Here is a 17,402-nt window from a genome sequence, read left to right on the forward strand (position 1 = left end):
TCCTTGTGTTCGAACCGGCCCAGTGTGCCATTGGATAACGGTATCCCTGGTTATGCGTCCACCGGGTGAACGGCCACGCGGGGATGGCATGCAAGACTATTGGCATGCTTCACGCGGTGGTCCCCGCAGGCGGTTCCGGAACTCGGCTCTGGCCCCTGTCTCGCGCGCAACGGCCCAAGTTCCTGCTGCCGTTGACCGGCTCCGAGTCCTCCCTCCTCCAGTCCACGGTCGAGCGGGTCCGCGTGCTCTCCCGCCCCGACCACGTCTACGTCGTCACCGGCACCGCCCACGCCGTCGACGTCGCCAGGCAGTTGCCGGACGTGCCCGGTGACAACATCCTCGTCGAGCCCTCTCCGCGGGACTCGGCCGCCGCGATCAGTCTGGCCGCCGCGGTCATCGCCGAGCGCGACCCCGGCGCGATCATGGGCTCCTTCGCCGCCGACCACTTCGTCCCCGACGCCGAGGCGTTCGCCAAGACCGTCGAGCGGGCCATGGAGTTGGCCGCCACCGGCCTGCTCATGACCATCGGCATCAACCCGACCGGGCCCGACACCGGCCTCGGCTACCTGCGCCTCGGCGAGAGGGTCGGGCCGGGCTTCAAGCTGGCCGCGTTCGTGGAGAAGCCCGACCAGGTGTCCGCCGTCGAGTACGTCTCCTCGGGCAACTACCTGTGGAACGCGGGCATGTTCGTCTGGCGCGTGGACGTCTTCCTCGACGAGCTCGCCCGCCACCGCCCGGCCCTGCACGATGCGGTGCGGACCCTCGCCGCCGCTTGGGACTCGAACGGCCGCGACGCCCTGTTCGGCGAGCTGTGGCCGACGCTGGAGAAGATCTCGATCGACTACGCGGTCATGGAGCCGGCCGCGGCCTCCGGCAAGGTCGGCGTCGTCCCCGGCGACTTCGACTGGCACGACGTCGGCGACTACGACACGCTCGGGCAGGTCCTCAAAGCCGCCGACCGGGTCGGAAACGTCGTCGTCGAGCACTCGGGCTCGGGCGAGGTACTGCTGACCGAGTCGAAGCGCAATGTGGTGGTGCCCTCCTCGGGGCGTCTGGTCGCCACCGTCGGAGTCGACGACCTCATCATCGTCGACACCCCCGACGCGCTCCTGGTGTGCCCGAGGGACCGGGCCCAGGAGGTCAAGGGCGTGGTGGAGGAACTGAAACAGGCGTCCAGGACCGATCTGGTCTAATACCGGCCATGCCGTCATCGCAACGCAGCCGCACCGTCGTCGCACTCGTCCTACTCGCCTGCGCCGCGGTGTTCATCGCAGTGGCCCTCTCGCAGTGGATCTACGGTGCGGGCCTCGATCCGCGCGACGACTACGGCTCGCGCGCGGCCGGAATCGAGTTCACCGACACCGCCCGCAGCACCCTGTTCTCGTTCGTCCCCGTGGCGGCGCCGGCCCTCGCGGTCTTCCTACGACCCGGACGAGTGATTCGGCGCCTTGCCCGAATCGCTTACGCCTTCTACATCGTTATCGGTGTGCTGCTGGCGTTGTCGGCGGCGTTGTACGGATACGACGATGCGACCCAACTCGCCTCGCTGGGGCGGGTGTGGATCGACGACCGCGCCGCGACCGAGCGGCTGCTCCTTGATGGAGTGTGGTTGGTCCTGGCCGGCGTGGGTCTGATGTCCGTGCGATGGAACCGCATACAGGAGAAATCCTCTATTGTGCCGCAAGAAAAGCAAGACCCCCCGAAGGAGTGAGTCTGAGGGGTCCTTCCATCGCTCGGATCACTGTGCGCTATCGTCTGATATCGAAACGTTATCGAATAGCGATGAGCACTCATCGTCCATCGAGATGAGCAAGGCGGCGCGACCCCAACTTCAGGTCGCCCGCGGGCACCAGGACCTCAATCGCATGCGGCAGGCCGGCGGCGCCGCATTAATGGGTCGTACGCGCGGCTGGGGAGGGGCGCGTTCGATCCTCGGGTCTGACATCCGGTGCCGTGCAAGTGATTGCAGGGGGTAGCACCGGCTCGACCGGTGCGCATACGAGGAGGCGGACGTATATGGACGGCCGTGACTACCTGGCCGACCTATTGGGCAACGTTCCGGAGTGGCAGGTTCGCGCGCTGTGCGCGCAGACCGACCCGGAGGCGTTCTTCCCCGAAAAAGGGGGGTCGACGCGCGATGCGAAACGCATATGCGCCCGATGCGAGGTCAAAGAAAACTGTCTACAGTACGCACTCGAACACGATGAACGATTCGGCATCTGGGGCGGCTTGTCGGAGCGCGAGCGTCGCAAGATCAAACGCCAGGCCCGCGAGGCCGCCCGCAGGCGGGCGGAGCGCGCCATGCCCGTGGTGGTGTGCATGCCGACCCCGATGATCAACCCCGAGCTGGAGCCGCAGACGGCCCTCGTTCCCGAACCGATGCCCGTGGGCTCGGTGCTGGCCGAGGAGCGGTCGACCGAACGCGACCGCGTTCCGGTGGCGGCCTAGGGAACCAGCCGAGAAAGCACGTGAGGGGTGGGACAGCGTCGTCCCACCCCCGCGCTCTTCCCATGGGATTATGGCTCCAGGTCTTCGGGCGGCAGGTTCAGCAGCGACGCGAGCTCCTCGGCGAGGACGCTGTAGACCAACATCTCCAACTCCAGCCGCGCGACCGCCCGCAGCTCGATCGGCCTGCGGTACAGCACGATCCGCGGTGCGGCGGCACTCGTCCCAGGCCGGGCCGGATACAGCTTCGCCAGCGGAACCCCGCGGTCCTCGACGATGTCGGCGTCGTACTCCCGCGACGGCGGCGGGACCTCGTCCACGGCGAACTCGATGTGCCGCAGACTCGTGAACTTCGGCCCCAACGACTCGGCAAGGTGCCGCTCGATCGCCACCACCGTCTCCATGACCAGGGCATCGAACTCCTCGACGGGCGTGCGCCGCATCGGCAGGGCCCTCGGCGCCAACGGCCCCCGCATACCCCGCCCGTGACGATCTCTCCGCATGCGCCCACCTTAAGTGGTCTCGTGTGATCTTTAACGGCCCGTATCCGGCCCGTTCTCCGCCTCGCCGCGTCGTCGAAGGTCTGGTCGCAGCCTCGTGGCACCCGGTCCTCCTCCGCCCTCTTGGCGAAGCCTGCGAGCCATGGACTGGCATTGCGAGGAGACGAATGGCCTCGGATCCAGCCACGCCCGAACCACACGTCACCTCCTGGCCTCCATTGAGACTAATCGGCCCTCCCGACTGCTCAGCGCCACCGAGTTCGATACCACGAGTGGTAGTTTCGTGGTGTGAGGTCGGATCGGCGTTGCTCCCGGAACGGCTGCCGCCAGCCCGCGGTGGCCACATTGACATATATCTACTCTGATTCAACGGCTGTGGTGGGCCCGCTCGCGACGACACGCGAGCCCCACAGCTATGACCTGTGCGATACCCACGCACGTCGGCTCACCGTGCCCCACGGATGGGAACTGGTCCGACACCAGGGCGATTACACGGCGCCGATGCCCACCGACGACGACCTGGTGGCCCTGGCCAACGCCGTCCGCGAAGCGGCCACCACCGAGCGGGCCGAGCCCGAACCGGACCCGGCGAAGCCCTCCGGCCGTCAACTCGGCGAGCCGCCCGAACCGGCGCCGCGCCAGGGCATGCGCCCCACCGCGCCGCCTATGAGCGCCAGGAGGCACCTCCGGGTAGTCTCTGGCGACGAGGACGCGGGGCGTTAGTCTCGTTACACCGGCTCCGCGCAAGACCTGCTACTGGACCTCTGAAAGGCGGACACACTCACGTGGCTCCCCAGCTCAGCGATTTCGTGAAGGCCTACGACGTCCGAGGACTCGTCGGCTCCCAGCTCACACCGGAGGTCATGGAGGCCATCGGTGCGGCCGCCGTGGCGGTGACCGGCGAGCGGACCTGGGCCGTCGGCCACGACATGCGCGACTCGGGCCCGGGCTTCGCAGAGGCCTTCGCCCGCGGAGCCACCGCCGCCGGAGCGGACGTCATCGAGGCCGGGCTGTGCTCGACCGACATGCTGTACTACATCGCCGGGGCCCGCGACGTGGCCGGCGCGATGTTCACCGCCAGCCACAACCCGGCCGAGTACAACGGCTTGAAAATGTGCCTGCCCGCGGCCCGCCCCATCGGCCTCGACACGGGGCTGGCCGACATCCGCGACAAGGCGCAGGCGATCCTCGACGGCGAGACCGCCCCGACCAGCGAGACGCCGGGCACGGTCCATTCGGAGGACTTCCTCAGCGGTTACGCCGCCTACATGCGCGGGCTGGTGGATCTGTCGCGCATCCGACCGCTGAAGATAGTCGTCGACGCCGGCAACGGGATGGGCGGCTACACCGTCCCCGCCGTCCTGGGCGACCAGATCCTCGGCGCGCTGCCGCTGGAGATCGACCCGATGTACTTCGAGCTCGACGGCACCTTCCCCAACCACGAGGCCAACCCCCTTGAACCGGCGAACATCGTCGACCTCCAGGCCCGCGTCCGCGAGACCGACGCCGACCTGGGCCTGGCCTTCGACGGCGACGCCGACCGCTGCTTCGTCGTCGACGCGAACGGCGACCCGGTCACGCCCTCGGCGATCACCGCGCTCATCGCCACGCGCGAGCTGGGGCAGAACCACGGCGGCGTCATCTGCCACAACCTCATCTGTTCCAAGGCCGTCCCCGAGATCGTCGCCGAGCACGGCGGGAGGCCGGTGCGCACCCGTGTCGGACACTCCTACATCAAGGCCGTCATGGCCTCTGAGCAGGCCGTCTTCGGCGGCGAGCACTCGGGCCACTACTACTTCCGCGAGTTCTGGTACGCCGACACCGGCATGCTCGCGGCGATGCACGTCCTGGCGGCCGTAGGCGATTCGGGCAAGAACCTGGCCGAGCTCTCCGAAGAATTCGTCCGCTACGTGCCCTCCGGCGAGATCAATTCGAAGGTCATCGACGTACACGCGAAGATCGACGAGGTCGCCGCCCACTACGAGAGCGTCGGCGGCGCAGAGACCGACCGGCTCGACGGCCTCACCGTCAGCTTCGAGGACGGCTCGTGGGCGAACCTGCGGCCGTCGAACACCGAGCCGCTGCTGCGGCTCAACGTCGAAGGCCCCGACCAGGTCTCGATGGAACGGCTGCGCGACGACATCCTCCGCATCGTTAGGAACTGAAAGCATGCCCGTCTCCCCCGCGCCCGTCCTGCTCGAACTGCTGCGCTGCCCGGACCCCCACCACGCCCCGCTCGCTTACGACCGCGAGGCGAACTGCCTCACCTGCTCTCAGTGCGACAAGGTGTTCCGAGTCGAAGACGGCATCCCCGTGATGCTGCTCGACTCCGTCAAGGAGGAATGAGAAGATGGGCCCAGACGACGACGGCGTGGCAGGCATCACCGGCGACCGGCTCGCCGACGAACGGCGCATCGAAGGCGAGCTGACCGAGTCGACGAACCCGGGCGGCGCGCTGTGGGCCCTGGCCTCGGCCGGGCCGCAGCTGCGCGAATCGGCGGCCCTGGCCGCCGACGCCGGCCTCGGCGTCCTCGCCGACGAGGGCCGCCCCAGGGCAGTCGTCGTCGCGGGCGTCGGCACCGCCGCCCGCACCGGCGACATCCTCGCCACCGTTGCCGGGCCGCGCTGCCCCGTGCCCGTCCTCGGACACCGCTCAGCCGGCGTCCCCGGCTGGGTCGGCGCCGCCGACGTCGTCCTCGCCGTCTCCGCATCCGGACGCAGCCCCGAGGCGCTCGCCGCCGCCGAGGCCGCCGCGCGCCGCGGCGCGCGCCTCGTCGCCATCGGCGCCCCCGACTCCGAACTCCAGGCCGTCGCCGAACGCGCCCGCGCCCCCTACGTCGCCGTCCCGCGCCGGGCCCCGGCAAGACTCTCCTTGTGGGCCTTGACGATCCCGGTGCTCATGGCCGGCCGCGAGCTCGGGCTCGTCCCCCTCGCCGAGGCCGACATCGCCGAGACCGCCAAGCGCCTCGACGAGGACGCCGAGCGCAGCCGCGTCGGCGCCGACGCCTACGTCAACCCCGCCAAGGAGCTCGCGCTCAACCTCGCCGGATCGATCCCGGTGGTCTGGGGCTCCAGCCCGCTGGCGGCGATCGCCGCCCGCCGCTTCGGCGACATGCTCGCCGCCAACGCTCGCTATCCGGTCGTCTCCGGCGAGCTCGGCGAGGTGGGCCGCGGCCGAGTCGGCCTGCTCGACGGCGTCTTCGGTTCGCTCGCCGAAGGGCACAAGGACATCTTCGCCGACGAGAGCGAGGAGGAGGAGCTCACGCGTCTGCGGATCGTCCTCATGCGCGACGACGGACTCGACGGCGACGACACCGCGCCCAAGCCCGACACGCGGCGCGCCGAAGCCGTCGCCACGCTCGCCGAACGGCGCGGCGTGCGCTGCGACGTCATCCCCGCCGAAGGCGGCTGCGCGCTCGAGCGCCTCGCCTCGCTCATCGCGATCCCCGACTTCGCATCTGTCTACCTCGCTCACGCCCACGGCCTGGACCCGATGCGGGTCCCCGCGGTGTCCGAGATGAAGGACGAGGCCCTCGGCGGCGAGTAGGCCGCAGGAGCGAGCCGATACAGTTGTCATCTCCGGATTGAACGAGTGAGGAGCGGCTGTGCAGGGGCTTGACGGTGTCATCCGCAACTACGCATGGGGTTCACAGGTCGACATCGCCAGACTCCAGGGCCGCGAGTACCCCGCCGAGCTCCCCGAGGCCGAAGAGTGGTTCGGCGCCCACCCGACGGCCCCGTCGATCCTCGACGACGGCCGGCCGCTGGACGACGCCATCGCCTCCGAGCCCGCGAAGCTCCTCGGAGCGCGCGCCCTGGACGAGTTCGGCCCGAGGCTGCCGTTCCTGCTGAAGCTCCTCGCCGCCGACCAGCCGCTGTCGCTGCAGGCACACCCGAACTCCCGCCAGGCGCACTCCGGCTACCAACGGGAACTGCGCATCGGCATCGACGCCGCCTACCGCAACTACGTCGACGGCAACCACAAGCCTGAGCTGATCGTCGCCCTCACCGACTTCCGCGCGCTCTGCGGCTTCCGTGACCCGCTCGAAAGCGCCGACCGCGTAGAAGCGCTCGGCGTCCCGGGCCTCGAGGGGCTCGTCGAGGGGTTGCGCGACCGGCGCCAGGGCCTGCGGTGGGCAGTCCCGAACCTGCTGGACACCAACCGCGAAGAATGCCGGGAGCTCATCGACCAGGCCGTCAAGGCCGCCTCCGAGACCGACGCCGAGGGCTCGACCGTCCTCACCGAACTGGCCCGCTACTACCCCGACGACCCGGGCGTCCTGGTGAGCATGCTGCTCAACCATGTCACGCTGCGGCCCGGCGAGGCGGTCTACATGCCGGCCGGGAACCTGCACGCCTATCTCAAGGGATTCGGCGTCGAGATCATGGCCGCCAGCGACAACGTCCTGCGCGGCGGGCTCACCAGCAAGCGCGTCGACGTCCACGAGCTGCTGCGCGTCCTGGACTTCCGGACGATGGACGAGCCGCGCGCCGACGCTCGCGACGACGGGTCGGTGCGGACCTGGCCGGTCCCCATCGGCGACTTCGCGATCAAGTGCGTCCAGGTCGGGCCCGAGGCCCCGGCCTTCGACATCGACGGCCCGAGGATCAGCCTGTGCACCGGCGGGTCCGTGACGGTGTCCGACGCAGACGGGAGCGTCACCCTCTCCCCCGGCCGGGCCGCGTTCTCCGCGGCCACGGCCGGGCCGCTCCGCGCCTCCGGCGAAGGCGAGCTGTTCATCGCCTCCGCTTAGGCGAGCTTCTTCTGGAACACGAGCTCGCGGAAGAACCTGCGGTAGCCGACGGCCTCGTTGATGTCGATCATGTGGCTGTTGACCTCGGCGTTCCAGGTGACGACGTACCGGATCATCGGCCTGTAGCGGCGCAGCTGGCGCTGGTTGGCGATCTTGAGGATCGTGCCGAGCCGCCTGCCGCGGTGCGCCGGGTCCACGATCGTGTCGTCCTGCCAGGCGAACTCCTCTTCGCCGGGGTCGACATTGATGGCCGTGTATCCGGCGACCTCGCCGGAGTCGACGCGGCGGACGGCGGCGGCGACGGTGAGCTGGCCGCGGTCGGCGAGGGACTGCTCCTCGGCGCGGATGCGTTCGGCGTCGTACACGGCCGGGCGGATGTCGAGTTCGCCCATGGGAGGGTCGGTCCACATGCGGGCCTCCATGCGGGCGACGCCGTCGACCAGTTCTTCGGGTGTGCGGACTGTCCACTCCACCAGCTCGTAGCCTCCGGCCCGTTCCCATGCCTCGGCAAAGCGTCTGGCGAGGTCGTCGTCGTCCACCTTGGTGAGGTCGTTCCGGCGGCAGATCTCGGTGTCGGCCACGGCGTAGCCGTGCTTCTCGGCGAAGTGCTTGCCGGGCGTGTCGGTCCCGGGCCGATCGAAGATCTCATCGACCGCGTAGGAGATGACGGTGTCGCGCCCGTTGACCGCGGCGCGTTCTTCGAGAAGTTCGAGCAGGCGCGTGCCGACGCCGCGGCGGCGCCAGTCCGGGTGCACCTCCAGGTCGGCCTCCGCCATGTGCAGGTTGTCCTTGGCGGGCATCTGGATGCCGAGGTGCCCCACTACGGTCCCGTCCGCGACGGCGGCCCATCGCTCGACTCTGTACGAGGAGAGGGGCAGCAGGAGTCGCAGGCGCTGGAGCGCCGGGCTGGGTCGGGGGAAGCCGTCGATGTCGTGACGCACGGCCGCGATCTGCGTGTCGACCCAGGAGCGAACGAGACCGTCGTTCATCGGGTCGATCGGAACGATTCCAACGTCATTGCTACTCACATTCCCGACCATTCCGCAAGGCAGCGGCGCGCGCAATTGATTTTGCGGAAACGGGAGGCTCGCTCCCGAAGCAGGCGGCCCTCGGGGGACCCCTGGTGGAAGTTCATCGACGGGAGACGACCAGTGCTGCGAGCCGCGAAGCGAGGCCGAGACAGCAGACATTCCGGGCACAATAATGTGCCGGGCGGCCACCCCAGACCGCCCGGCACTCCCCCCGGTTTGGTTACCCCGCGCGTCACCGGCGACGTTCTCCGACCCTGTGGGCCATCCCGCCGCTGTGACGCTGCGTATTTGCAATATTACCCATAGCCCCACGAGTGTCAAGCCGAATCGGGGGTTGACACGGAAAAACTTTCCGTGTCCCCCGCCACCACGCCGTTCGACGGCTCACATACGCCCGGCGCGTAGCATTTCTTCCATGACGAACACGCTGCGAGCCGACGACTACAAGGTTGCCGACCTCAAGCTGGCCGACTACGGCCGCCACGAGATCCGACTGGCCGAGCACGAGATGCCCGGCCTCATGGCACTGCGCGGACGCTACGGCGACGCCAAGCCGCTGGCGGGCGCCCGCATCACCGGCTCCCTGCACATGACCATCCAGACCGCGGTGCTCATCGAGACGCTCACCGCTCTCGGCGCGCGCGTCCGCTGGGCGTCGTGCAACATCTACTCGACGCAGGACCACGCCGCCGCCGCTGTCGCGGTCGGCCAGGGCACTCCGGACGAGCCGCAAGGCGTCCCGGTCTTCGCCTGGAAGGGCGAGACGCTCGAAGAGTACTGGTGGTGCACCGAGCGCGCCTTCGACTGGGGCGACGAGGAACCGAACATGATCCTCGACGACGGCGGAGACGCCACGCTCCTGGTCGTCCAGGGCGCGAAATTCGAGGTCGCCGGAACCGTTCCCGACCCGTCGAGCGCCGCCGGCGAGGAGGAGTCCGTGGTGCTCTCGCTGCTGGCCGAGTCCCTCAAGGACGACCCCACGCGCTACACCCGCAAGGCCCGGTCGATCAAGGGCGTCACCGAGGAGACCACCACCGGCGTCCACCGCCTGTACGAGATGGAGCGCGCGGGCCGCCTGCCGTTCCCGGCGATCAACGTGAACGACTCGGTGACCAAGTCGAAGTTCGACAACAAGTACGGCGTGCGGCATTCGCTGCCCGACGGCATCAACCGCGCCACCGACGTCCTCATCGGCGGCAAGGTCGCCGTCGTCTGCGGCTACGGCGACGTCGGCAAGGGCTCGGCCGAGGCGCTGCGCGGCCAGGGCGCGCGCGTCATCATCACCGAGATCGACCCGATCTGCGCGCTCCAGGCGGCGATGGACGGCTTCCAGGTCCTCACCCTCGAGGACGTCGTGGAGACCGCCGACATCTTCATCACCACCACAGGCAACCGCGACATCATCTCGGTCGACCACATGCGGCGCATGAAGCACCAGGCGATCGTCGGCAACATCGGCCACTTCGACAACGAGATCGACATGGCCGGCCTCGCCGCCGAGCCCGGCATCAAGAAGCTCGAGGTCAAGCCGCAGGTCCACGAGTGGCAGTTCCCGAAGCGCGCGGACGGAACCGCAGGGCACTCGGTCATCGTGCTCAGCGAAGGCCGCCTGCTCAACCTGGGCAACGCCACCGGGCACCCGAGCTTCGTGATGAGCAACAGCTTCACCAACCAGGTGCTCGCGCAGATCGAACTGCACACCAAGACCGACGAGTACCCCATCGGGGTGTACACGCTGCCGAAGCGACTCGATGAGGAGGTCGCCCGCCTGCACCTCGACGCGCTCGGCGTCAAGCTGACGGAGCTGACCAAGACGCAGGCCGACTACATCGGCATCGACGTCGACGGCCCGTACAAGTCCGAGCACTACCGGTACTAGAACACGAGCGAGCAAGGGCCTGGTCCGACCGGACCGGGCCCTTGCTCGCACTACGTCTATGCCTCGTCGATGACTTCGCGGGCGATCTCGGCGATCCGCTCGACGATGGGGACGCCCTCGACGTCGTCGACGGCCCCGCTGGTCAAGATCGCCATCTTGACCGGGTCGTCGCCCTCGCCGCCGAGGACGCCGATCGAGTTGACGACCCACAGTCCTCCCAGTTGCGACTCGACGTCCCAGCCGTTCTTGAGCCAGACCGACTCGCCCTCCTTCGCAGCCGCCGAGACGCCCCAGGCCTGGGCCTCGCTCACGCCTCCCATGAGCTCGCGGCCGAGCTCGACCTGCTCGGCGTCGAGCGCGCCTTCGAAGAGATTGAGGTCGGCCAGGATCAGTTGGTCGGCGGCGATGGTTTCGGTCAGGCCCCACCGACCGTCCGGATCGGAGACCGTGTTCGCCAGGCCGTAGCGCTCGTGCGCGGCGTCGAGGGCGTCCTTGCGGCCCAGGAAGTTGAACAGCTCCGTCGTGGAGTCGTTGTGGGACTGGGTGATCATGCGCTCGAGCAGTTCCCGGTGGCCCGCAGGGATCGCGTCCGCCGAGCCCCAGTACTGCTGGATCATCGCGAGGATCTCCATCTTGACGATGGAGGCGGTGATGTGGAGCTGATCGCCGTTGTAATCCAGGTGCATGTCGTCTCGCTCGACGGCTATCGAGGCCTCCACCCGGGTGCCGGTCGATGCGAGGTACTCCTCGACCCGGGCGGCGAGCTCGGCTTCGAGCTCCTCCCGAGAGGGGCTGAACCAATTGTGGAGCACGGACTCCGCCGCGTTCGCGCCCACGCCCGCGAAGGACGCGCCGCCCACGACGACCAGCGCGGCCGGAACCCCGATGCTCAGGACCTTCCTGCGATTGAGGCGCGAATATCTCGTTGTGTCGCTTGATTTGCGAATCATCATGCAAGGCTAGGAAACCGACCGAAAGGAGTCAATACGGCAAGACTTGAAAATCTCCCGGAACCAGTGTCAGACATGTCATATCGACATGAAGCAACCCAGAAGACGCGAAAAGGCGTATGACCGAGACGGTCATACGCCTTTTCGACGTTCGGTCTAGTAGGTCGGCAGGCTCGGGTCGACCTGGTTGATCCAGCCGAGGACTCCGCCTTGGACGTGGACGGAGTTCTTCAGGCCGGCGGCCTTCGCCGCGGCCAGCGCCTCGGCCGAGCGGATCCCGGACTTGCAGTAGAACACCGCCTGGCGCTCGGTCGGCAGGTCGGCCAGCGCGGCACCGGAAACGATGTCGCCCTTGGGGATCAGGCGCGAGCCGGGGATACGGACGATCTCGTACTCGGCGGGCTCGCGGACATCGATCAGATCGATCTCGCGGCCTTCCTTGATCCACGCCTCGAGCTCGCGGGCGGTGATCGTGGAGCCGACGGCGGCCTCGGCGGCCTCGTCGGTGACCGCGCCGCAGAAGTCGTCGTAGTCGATCAGCTCGGTGACCGTCGGGTTCTCGCCGCAGACCGCGCAGTTCGGGTCCTTGCGGACCTTGATCTTGCGGTATTCCATTTCGAGGCCGTCGTAGACCATGAGCGAGCCGACGAGGGGCTCGCCGATGCCGGTGATGACCTTGATGGCCTCGTTGACCTGGATGGACCCGATCGAGGCGCACAGGACGCCGAGGACGCCGCCTTCGGCGCAGCTGGGGACCATGCCGGGCGGCGGGGGCTCGGGGTACAGGCAGCGGTAGCAGGGGCCCTGCTCGGCCCAGAAGACGGAGGCCTGGCCGTCGAAGCGGAAGATCGAGCCCCACACGTAGGGCTTGCCGAGCAGCACGGCCGCGTCGTTGACCATGTAGCGGGTGGCGAAGTTGTCGGTGCCGTCGACGATGAGGTCGTAGTCGGCGAAGATCTCCATGACGTTGTCGTTGTCCAGCGCGGTGTTGTGGATGACGACGTCGATGTTGGGGTTGATCTCGCGGATCGTGGCGGCGGCCGATTCGGCCTTGGGGCGGCCGACGTCGGACTGGCCGTGGATGATCTGGCGCTGGAGGTTCGACTCGTCGACGGTGTCGAAGTCGACGATCCCCAGGGTGCCGACTCCGGCGGCGGCGAGGTACATCAGTGCGGGCGAACCGAGTCCGCCGGCGCCGACGCAGAGGACGCGGGCGTTCTTGAGACGTTTCTGGCCGTCCATCCCGACATCCGGGATGATGAGGTGGCGGGAATAGCGCCTCACCTCGTCGACGGAGAGGTCGGCGGCTGGCTCGACTAGCGGCGGCAAACTCATATAACTAGTAATGCATATCCACTCTGTGGAAATTCCATCGGGAAGACGGGTGTGCCGGGTTTCACGAGTCGGCGTACTCGTCGGGGGGCAGTTCGGGGCCGCCGTACTCCCCCGCGGGGCCTCGCAGGTAGGTCTCGCCGTCGGGGTAGGGCCAGGCGTTGCCGGTGCATCCGGCCAGCTGGTACGTCTGTTGTGCCATGACCGGGGACGGCTCGCCCGCTTCGGGGCAGACCTCGTGGGGGTGGCCGAGGCGGTGGCCGACCTCGTGGTTGATGACGTATCCGCGGTAGTCGTCGAGGGTGTCGTCCCAGTGTTCGACGCCGGTGAGCCAGCGCGCGGAGTTGATGACGACGCTGTCGCCGTTGCGGCACGAGACGGTGGTGTCGGGGTGGCTGCACAGGATCGAGCGCTGCTCGGGGCTGGCGAGGTAGATGGTGAAGTCGGCGCCGGATTGGCCGACCTGCTGGAAGCGCCAGGCACCGCCGGCGGTCCACGAGCGGGGGTCTTCGAGCGTGGCGGCGACGAAGTCGCTGAATTCCCGGGGGTCGATTTCGAGGCCGTCTTCGACGGCGACGTTGTAGGTCAGGAGCGTCCCGGAATCGCCGGCGACACCGGTGAGGCTCGGTTCGGCGTAGGTCCAGGTGCCGGTCCCGGAGTAGTACAGCGGCGGGGTCGGTTCCGCACCGGGCGTCGTGGGGACGCTGTGGTGCTCGGTGGGGGCGACGTAGGTGTCGAACAGCGGTACCTCGGTGTCCATGGCCTGCGGCGCTTCGTCGTCGGCGGAGTGGACGACGAAGCGCATGCCCAGGCCCGCCATGAGGATGAGGACCGCCAGGAATACGGTGCGCCGTCGCCTGCGAATGCGGCGTCGGCGATCTGAGCGTCCCTCGGTCACATTGGCGAGTCTAGGTCAGCTTCGGCCGTCTGTGGGCCAGCGCCACCGGTTTGGTGAACCTCGTCGAGCATCGCGACCATCGCGCGGGCGACGGCGGCGGGGTCTTCCATCATGGCGACGTGGCCGACGCGGTTGAGGATGAGCAGGCGCGAGTCGGTGATGGCGGTGCCGGTCTCGGGTGCCTGCCTGACGTCGATGACGCGGTCCTGCTTGCCCCAGACGACGAGCGTGGGGACCTCGATCTGCCTGGCGAGGCGCCACAGCGAGTGCGTGCCGGGCACGAACGACTGGAAGAACGAGGCCATGAGGCCCCGGTAGGTGGAGATGTAGGCGCTGGAGTTCCACGGCACGGCCAGGCGGCGCCGGGCCTCGGCGATCGCCTCGCGGCGCCGCTGGGGGTGGATCTTGTCGGGGTCGGCCCAGGTGCCGAGGACGATCTCCTCGACGAGCTGCTGCGGGGTGCGGCCGCGCATGGCCCGACTCGCGAAGCGCGCGAGCTGCGGCAAAGCGAGCATGGGCACGAATTTTGCCTGGTGGGAGCGGCGGGGATTGACGAACGGCATGGCCGGGGAGATGAGTGTGAGCGTGCGGATCATCTGCGGGCGCGTCCCGGCGAGGTAGACGGCGACGGCGCCGCCGAGGGAGTGCCCGGCGAGGTGGACCGGGCCGCGCCCGGACTCGGCGATCCACGAGGCGACGTCCTGGGCGAGCGAGGGGATGGTGGTGCGGCCTGACGGGGCGGAGTGCCCGAAGCCTGGCAGGTCGATCGCGTCGACGGCGAGGTGGTCGGAGAGGGCGTCGGCCAGGTCCGTCCAGTTCTGGGCGGAGCCGCCGAGCCCGTGGACGAAGACGGCCGGCTCGGCTTCGGGACTGGTGGGCGGGGTGTGCCGGATGAACACGCGTCGGCGGCTCACCTGGTGCTCGATGCCTGGCCACGGCGGGTGCGGGCGGACCGGGATGCGCACCCGATCCGCGCCGACCAGCCGTGCTCGCCTCATGGAAGTCAGTGTGCCACTTCGGCCGCCAATGCGGACAGCGTCGCCGAAACCACCGCCTTGAAGCGTTCGGCGGTGACGACGGCGGCGCCGGCGAGGCGGCGGACGGACTGGCCGTCGAGCCACAGTACGACGACGACGGCGGTCTTGACCGGGCCGGTGGTGACGATCGAGGCGTGCTCCACCTCGACTCTGGCCTCGGTCTCGCCGAAGTACGGGCGCAGCGCCTCCACGGTGGCCGCGGCGGCGGCGTGCTGGACGTGCCAGTCGATCGGCGGGACCGTCACGGCGCCGGCGGACTCGTAGTCGCCGACGGCGAGGGTGACGCTCACTTCCGCTTCGAGGCCGGCCGAGTCGATCTCGACGCGGCGCATCTCGACCGGTCCGACGACGCGGAGCTCGGCTTCGGCGGGCGCGGCCGGTTCGAGCTCGGCCTGGGCCTCCTCGCCCGGCTCGTCGACGGTCTGCGGGCCCGGCGAGGTGGCGCGCTGCTCGGCGACGACGGCCGACACGGCCGCCTGGACCTCGTCGGGGTCGACGCCGTCGTCGAGCTCCAGGCGCAGGCTGGGGCTGCCGTCGGGAGCGGTCACGTGGTAGGCGTCGCGTACGCCGGGGACCTCGCGGACCCATTCGAGGAGCTGCCCGGATTCGCCGTCGCCCGGCTCGTCGTCAGTGGTCACCGGAGGGGTGGGCTCGAGCGGGGGCTGACGCGAGGCCGGCGGGGTGCGCGGCGGCGCCTGTTCGGTGACGGGGCCCCGCGGCGGCGGCGAGGGGAGCCCTGCGGGCACGCTCGGGGTCGGGTGCCGGGCCGGCGGGCTCGGCAGCTGCGGGTCGACCTCGGTGACCGGCAGCGCCGCGGCGTTCGGCGCCTGCTCGGTGCCCTCGGACGGCGGTGCCGGGTGATTCGCCGGGGTGGGCTGCGCGGTCGGGATCGCACCGGTGACGTTCGGGGCGCTCGGCGCGCCGGGGGGCGAGACGGGGCCGACGGGCGCGGACGGGTGCTGCGGGACGCTGAACTGCTGCCCCGGCCCCATGTCGGGGTTCGGGACGCCGCGGTCCTGGTTCGCGCCCTGAGGCGGCGCACTGTGCTCCTGGTTCATCGCCGGCGGGGGCGCGAACGGCGACTCCGGCTGCTGCCCGGGCTGGTGCTGGGTCGCGGGCGGGATCGGCTCGAACTGCTCCCCAGGCGAGGCACGCCGCGTCGCCGGCACCATCGGCCCGGTCTCGGCGATCTCCACGGGAACCCCCGGCATCTGGCCGGTCGGCTCCTCTGAATAGCGGTGGCGTCTGCCCCGGTCCGGATCGAAGCGGTACTGCTCCGGCTGCTGCCCGCCGCCTTGCGGCACGCCCTCGTCGGTCTCCGGCGCGGGCTCCTCCGACGGACCCCAGGACCGGCCTATCCGGCGGCGGGCCGGCTGTTCGTCTCCCGATGGACGTTGCGGCTCTTCCGGTCGGTTCTGGTCATACACCACTGAGATTCTCCTTCATATTCCCGCCTCGAAGGTACCGTGGTGCGACTAGTAACGTGAACCCGCATTTGGCCGCCCCGTACGCTGGGAAGCTGGATTCAACCGTCCGTAAACTTCAAGGTGATCGCAAGATCTGACGACTGACGGATGGGCGACACGACCGAGGAGAGGTGCCGGGTGAACAGCGCTGGAGAAGGCAGGGTACGACTGCCCAGGAGCGAGCGCCGGGCGCAGCTGCTGCAGGCCGCGCAGGAGGTGTTCGTCTCCCGCGGCTACCACGCCACCTCGATGGACGACATCGCCGAGCGGGCCGGTGTCTCCAAGCCCGTGCTCTACCAGCATTTCTCCTCGAAGCTGGAGCTCTATCTGGCGCTGCTGGACGGGCGGGCATCCGAACTGGTCGGCCGCATCCGGGAGGCGATGGACCGTTCCGAGGACAACAAGGAGCGCGTCGACGAGGCCCTGCGGGCCTACTTCGACTTCGTCGACTCCCAGGGCGAGGCGTTCCGGCTCGTGTTCGAGTCCGACCAGCGCAACGACCCGGCCGTCGCCGAGCGGGTGCTGCGCATGGAAGCCGAGTGCGTGGCGGCGCTGTCCGACACGATCATGGCCGACGCCCAGGTCGACAAGGCCCGTGCCGAGCTGCTCGCGACCGGGCTCGTCGGCGCCGCCGAGGTCGCCGCGCGCAAGTGGATCGCCTCGGGCCGCGTGGTGCCGAAGGAGGAGGCCGTCCAGCTCATGAGCACCTTGGCGTGGCGCGGCATCTCGCACTTCCCGCTCGAAGGGGACGAGGAGTAGGGTTCGGCCGTTCGCTGCCAGCGCACACGCGGTGACGTCCGGCGTGTGCGGGCACGAGTAATGTTGCATCGTCTGAAGACGTCAGAGGATTTTGTTTGAGGAGGGCCCGTGGAGGTCAAGATCGGTGTCCAGTACGCCCCGCGTGAACTGGTACTGGAGAGCAAGCTGTCGTCGAAGGACCTGTCCGCGACGATCGAGCAGGCCGTCGCCGAAGGCGGCGTGCTCCGGCTCGAGGACGTCAAGGGCCGCCAGGTGATCGTCCCGGTCGAGAAGATCGCCTATGTCGAGGTCGCCGCGCAGTCGTCGCGGCCGGTTGGGTTCACCGTCGACTCATAGCCCGCGATGCTTGCA

General features: G+C 69.2%; 17 protein-coding genes and 1 pseudogene. 11 read left to right on the top strand and 7 right to left on the bottom strand.

Translation table 11 applies throughout. From position 1 onward, the window contains the following. Positions 1-104: 104 nt before the first annotated feature. From L0U85_RS10175 to L0U85_RS21290, 3 genes and pseudogenes are all read left to right on the top strand, one after another. Positions 105-1,193, top strand: coding sequence for a sugar phosphate nucleotidyltransferase (locus L0U85_RS10175; RefSeq protein ID WP_241377652.1), 1,089 nt, complete (start codon positions 105-107; stop codon positions 1,191-1,193). An 8-nt stretch (positions 1,194-1,201) separates the two neighbouring features. Beyond that, positions 1,202-1,711 carry a hypothetical protein gene (locus L0U85_RS10180; protein ID WP_241377653.1) on the top strand — a complete coding sequence of 170 codons (510 nt, stop codon included), beginning with the start codon at positions 1,202-1,204 and terminating at the stop codon, positions 1,709-1,711. Positions 1,712-2,016: 305 nt separating this feature from the next. Next, positions 2,017-2,268, top strand: a pseudogene (locus L0U85_RS21290) (WhiB family transcriptional regulator); the annotation flags it as partial. A gap of 248 nt (positions 2,269-2,516) precedes the next feature. On the opposite strand, the gene L0U85_RS10190 reads toward L0U85_RS21290, so the two are convergent. Continuing rightward, positions 2,517-2,948 carry a metallopeptidase family protein gene (locus L0U85_RS10190; protein WP_241377654.1) on the bottom strand — a complete coding sequence of 144 codons (432 nt, stop codon included), beginning with the start codon at positions 2,946-2,948 and terminating at the stop codon, positions 2,517-2,519. Between the two features lie 285 nt (positions 2,949-3,233). Between L0U85_RS10190 and L0U85_RS10195 the strand changes: the two genes are divergently transcribed. The 5 genes from L0U85_RS10195 to manA all read left to right on the top strand — a co-directional run bounded on the left by L0U85_RS10195 (position 3,234) and on the right by manA (position 7,699). Beyond that, positions 3,234-3,668, top strand: coding sequence for a DUF3499 domain-containing protein (locus L0U85_RS10195; RefSeq protein WP_347177414.1), 435 nt, complete (start codon positions 3,234-3,236; stop codon positions 3,666-3,668). 62 nt (positions 3,669-3,730) lie between these two features. Then, complete coding sequence (locus tag L0U85_RS10200) at positions 3,731-5,110, top strand: phosphomannomutase/phosphoglucomutase (RefSeq protein ID WP_241377656.1); 1,380 nt, start codon at positions 3,731-3,733, stop codon at positions 5,108-5,110. Positions 5,111-5,114: 4 nt separating this feature from the next. Beyond that, positions 5,115-5,291 carry a Trm112 family protein gene (locus L0U85_RS10205; RefSeq protein ID WP_241377657.1) on the top strand — a complete coding sequence of 59 codons (177 nt, stop codon included), beginning with the start codon at positions 5,115-5,117 and terminating at the stop codon, positions 5,289-5,291. 4 nt (positions 5,292-5,295) lie between these two features. Beyond that, positions 5,296-6,492, top strand: coding sequence for an SIS domain-containing protein (locus L0U85_RS10210; protein WP_241377658.1), 1,197 nt, complete (start codon positions 5,296-5,298; stop codon positions 6,490-6,492). Between the two features lie 58 nt (positions 6,493-6,550). Next, positions 6,551-7,699 (top strand): mannose-6-phosphate isomerase, class I, encoded by a 1,149-nt coding sequence (gene manA / locus L0U85_RS10215; RefSeq protein WP_241377659.1) that lies wholly within the window; start codon positions 6,551-6,553, stop codon positions 7,697-7,699. Here the strand turns inward: manA and L0U85_RS10220 are convergent. Then, entirely contained in the window at positions 7,696-8,688 is a 993-nt protein-coding gene (locus tag L0U85_RS10220) for a GNAT family N-acetyltransferase (protein ID WP_241377660.1), read from the bottom strand. The genes manA and L0U85_RS10220 overlap by 4 nt on opposite strands. A 457-nt stretch (positions 8,689-9,145) precedes the next feature. Between L0U85_RS10220 and ahcY the strand changes: the two genes are divergently transcribed. Continuing rightward, entirely contained in the window at positions 9,146-10,609 is a 1,464-nt protein-coding gene (ahcY, locus tag L0U85_RS10225) for an adenosylhomocysteinase (RefSeq protein ID WP_241377661.1), read from the top strand. A 56-nt stretch (positions 10,610-10,665) separates the two neighbouring features. Here the strand turns inward: ahcY and L0U85_RS10230 are convergent, their stop codons facing one another. From L0U85_RS10230 to L0U85_RS10250, 5 genes are all read right to left on the bottom strand, one after another. Next, entirely contained in the window at positions 10,666-11,559 is an 894-nt protein-coding gene (locus tag L0U85_RS10230; RefSeq protein ID WP_241377662.1) for a hypothetical protein, read from the bottom strand. A 156-nt stretch (positions 11,560-11,715) separates the two neighbouring features. Continuing rightward, positions 11,716-12,894: an adenylyltransferase/sulfurtransferase MoeZ gene (moeZ, locus tag L0U85_RS10235; RefSeq protein WP_241377663.1), complete on the bottom strand. Its 1,179-nt coding sequence runs from the start codon at positions 12,892-12,894 to the stop codon at positions 11,716-11,718. Between the two features lie 61 nt (positions 12,895-12,955). After that, positions 12,956-13,789 (bottom strand): DUF3152 domain-containing protein, encoded by an 834-nt coding sequence (locus L0U85_RS10240; protein WP_241377664.1) that lies wholly within the window; start codon positions 13,787-13,789, stop codon positions 12,956-12,958. Continuing rightward, entirely contained in the window at positions 13,786-14,787 is a 1,002-nt protein-coding gene (locus tag L0U85_RS10245) for an alpha/beta fold hydrolase (RefSeq protein ID WP_241377665.1), read from the bottom strand. Before L0U85_RS10245 ends, L0U85_RS10240 begins: the two co-directional genes overlap by 4 nt. Positions 14,788-14,792: 5 nt before the next feature. Then, the gene (locus L0U85_RS10250) at positions 14,793-16,256 is read right to left on the bottom strand and encodes a hypothetical protein (protein WP_241377666.1); all 1,464 of its coding nucleotides are present in this window, start codon (positions 16,254-16,256) and stop codon (positions 14,793-14,795) included. Between the two features lie 174 nt (positions 16,257-16,430). Between L0U85_RS10250 and L0U85_RS10255 the strand changes: the two genes are divergently transcribed. Next, complete coding sequence (locus L0U85_RS10255) at positions 16,431-17,051, top strand: TetR/AcrR family transcriptional regulator (RefSeq protein WP_241377667.1); 621 nt, start codon at positions 16,431-16,433, stop codon at positions 17,049-17,051. A gap of 108 nt (positions 17,052-17,159) precedes the next feature. Then, a complete protein-coding gene (locus L0U85_RS10260) occupies positions 17,160-17,387 on the top strand; it encodes a DUF3107 domain-containing protein (RefSeq protein ID WP_241377668.1) in 228 nt (75 codons plus the stop codon). The last annotated feature ends 15 nt before the right edge of the window (positions 17,388-17,402 follow it).

Source organism: Glycomyces sp. L485, assembly GCF_022548875.1.
Taxonomy (GTDB): Bacteria; Actinomycetota; Actinomycetes; order Mycobacteriales; family Micromonosporaceae; genus Glycomyces.

What these genes read in the sequence shown, in the direction of transcription:
- L0U85_RS10175 (WP_241377652.1), top strand. Translation starts at nt 105, where the DNA reads ATGCTTCACGCGGTGGTCCCCGCAGGCGGTTCCGGAACTCGGCTCTGG.
- L0U85_RS10180 (WP_241377653.1), top strand. Translation starts at nt 1,202, where the DNA reads ATGCCGTCATCGCAACGCAGCCGCACCGTCGTCGCACTCGTCCTACTC.
- L0U85_RS10190 (WP_241377654.1), bottom strand. Translation starts at nt 2,948, where the DNA reads ATGCGGAGAGATCGTCACGGGCGGGGTATGCGGGGGCCGTTGGCGCCG.
- L0U85_RS10205 (WP_241377657.1), top strand. Translation starts at nt 5,115, where the DNA reads ATGCCCGTCTCCCCCGCGCCCGTCCTGCTCGAACTGCTGCGCTGCCCG.
- L0U85_RS10210 (WP_241377658.1), top strand. Translation starts at nt 5,296, where the DNA reads ATGGGCCCAGACGACGACGGCGTGGCAGGCATCACCGGCGACCGGCTC.
- L0U85_RS10220 (WP_241377660.1), bottom strand. Translation starts at nt 8,688, where the DNA reads ATGAACGACGGTCTCGTTCGCTCCTGGGTCGACACGCAGATCGCGGCC.
- ahcY (WP_241377661.1), top strand. Translation starts at nt 9,146, where the DNA reads ATGACGAACACGCTGCGAGCCGACGACTACAAGGTTGCCGACCTCAAG.
- L0U85_RS10230 (WP_241377662.1), bottom strand. Translation starts at nt 11,559, where the DNA reads ATGATTCGCAAATCAAGCGACACAACGAGATATTCGCGCCTCAATCGC.
- moeZ (WP_241377663.1), bottom strand. Translation starts at nt 12,894, where the DNA reads ATGAGTTTGCCGCCGCTAGTCGAGCCAGCCGCCGACCTCTCCGTCGAC.
- L0U85_RS10245 (WP_241377665.1), bottom strand. Translation starts at nt 14,787, where the DNA reads ATGAGGCGAGCACGGCTGGTCGGCGCGGATCGGGTGCGCATCCCGGTC.